Below are 1,820 nucleotides of genomic sequence, written 5' to 3'. Positions count from 1 at the left end.
TAGTACTTTGAAAACTGAACAAAGTTTCGCTAAAAGTGTGCGGGTGTAAAAACCCAAACAAAGAAGCGAAGTCAATTCGCAAGCAATAAATCTTGAGACAAAGATCTTAAGAAATCGAAATGAAGTCATTTCAAACAATTATTTAAAAAATGAGAGTTTGATCCTGGCTCAGGACGAACGCTGGCGGCGTGCCTAATACATGCAAGTCGAGCGAGCAGAACTAACAGATTTACTTCGGTAATGACGTTTCGGACGCGAGCGGCGGATGGGTGAGTAACACGTGGGTAACCTGCCCTTAAGTCTGGGATACCACTTGGAAACAGGTGCTAATACCGGATAACAACTAGTGCTGCATGGCACTAGCTTAAAAGGCGGCGTAAGCTGTCGCTAAAGGATGGACCCGCGGTGCATTAGCTAGTTGGTAAGGTAACGGCTTACCAAGGCGACGATGCATAGCCGAGTTGAGAGACTGATCGGCCACATTGGGACTGAGACACGGCCCAAACTCCTACGGGAGGCAGCAGTAGGGAATCTTCCACAATGGGCGAAAGCCTGATGGAGCAACGCCGCGTGAGTGAAGAAGGTTTTCGGATCGTAAAGCTCTGTTGTTGGTGAAGAAGGATAGAGGTAGTAACTGGCCTTTATTTGACGGTAATCAACCAGAAAGTCACGGCTAACTACGTGCCAGCAGCCGCGGTAATACGTAGGTGGCAAGCGTTGTCCGGATTTATTGGGCGTAAAGCGAGCGCAGGCGGAGAAATAAGTCTGATGTGAAAGCCCTCGGCTTAACCGAGGAAGTGCATCAGAAACTGTTTTTCTTGAGTGCAGAAGAGGAGAGTGGAACTCCATGTGTAGCGGTGGAATGCGTAGATATATGGAAGAACACCAGTGGCGAAGGCGGCTCTCTGGTCTGTAACTGACGCTGAGGCTCGAAAGCATGGGTAGCGAACAGGATTAGATACCCTGGTAGTCCATGCCGTAAACGATGAGTGCTAAGTGTTGGGAGGTTTCCGCCTCTCAGTGCTGCAGCTAACGCATTAAGCACTCCGCCTGGGGAGTACGACCGCAAGGTTGAAACTCAAAGGAATTGACGGGGGCCCGCACAAGCGGTGGAGCATGTGGTTTAATTCGAAGCAACGCGAAGAACCTTACCAGGTCTTGACATCTGGTGCAAACCTAAGAGATTAGGCGTTCCCTTCGGGGACACCAAGACAGGTGGTGCATGGCTGTCGTCAGCTCGTGTCGTGAGATGTTGGGTTAAGTCCCGCAACGAGCGCAACCCTTGTTATTAGTTGCCAGCATTAAGTTGGGCACTCTAATGAGACTGCCGGTGACAAACCGGAGGAAGGTGGGGACGACGTCAAGTCATCATGCCCCTTATGACCTGGGCTACACACGTGCTACAATGGGCAGTACAACGAGGAGCGAACCTGTGAAGGCAAGCGAATCTCTGAAAGCTGTTCTCAGTTCGGACTGTAGGCTGCAACTCGCCTACACGAAGCTGGAATCGCTAGTAATCGCGGATCAGCACGCCGCGGTGAATACGTTCCCGGGCCTTGTACACACCGCCCGTCACACCATGGAAGTCTGCAATGCCCAAAGCCGGTGGCCTAACCTTCGGGAAGGAGCCGTCTAAGGCAGGGCAGATGACTGGGGTGAAGTCGTAACAAGGTAGCCGTAGGAGAACCTGCGGCTGGATCACCTCCTTTCTAAGGAAGCAGAGGTGGCGGAGAGTAGAGATACTAAGAGAAGCCACTAAAGCAAGCGGAAGCACACTGAGAAACTTTGTTTAGTTTTGAGGGCATTAGCTCTCAAGGAGA

The 1,820-nt window shown here is 51.2% G+C and carries 1 rRNA gene; it reads left to right on the top strand.

Annotated features, from left to right (window positions below):
- Window positions 1–145 precede the first annotated feature (145 nt).
- Window positions 146–1,709, top strand: a 16S ribosomal RNA gene (locus tag EJK17_RS11020).
- Window positions 1,710–1,820 lie beyond the last annotated feature (111 nt).

Origin of the sequence: Lactobacillus xujianguonis, from assembly GCF_004009905.1 — a bacterium.
In the GTDB taxonomy this organism is placed as follows: domain Bacteria; phylum Bacillota; class Bacilli; order Lactobacillales; family Lactobacillaceae; genus Lactobacillus; species Lactobacillus xujianguonis.
Note: the sequence above shows the minus strand (reverse complement) of the source record. Positions and strands in the feature narration are given on the sequence as shown.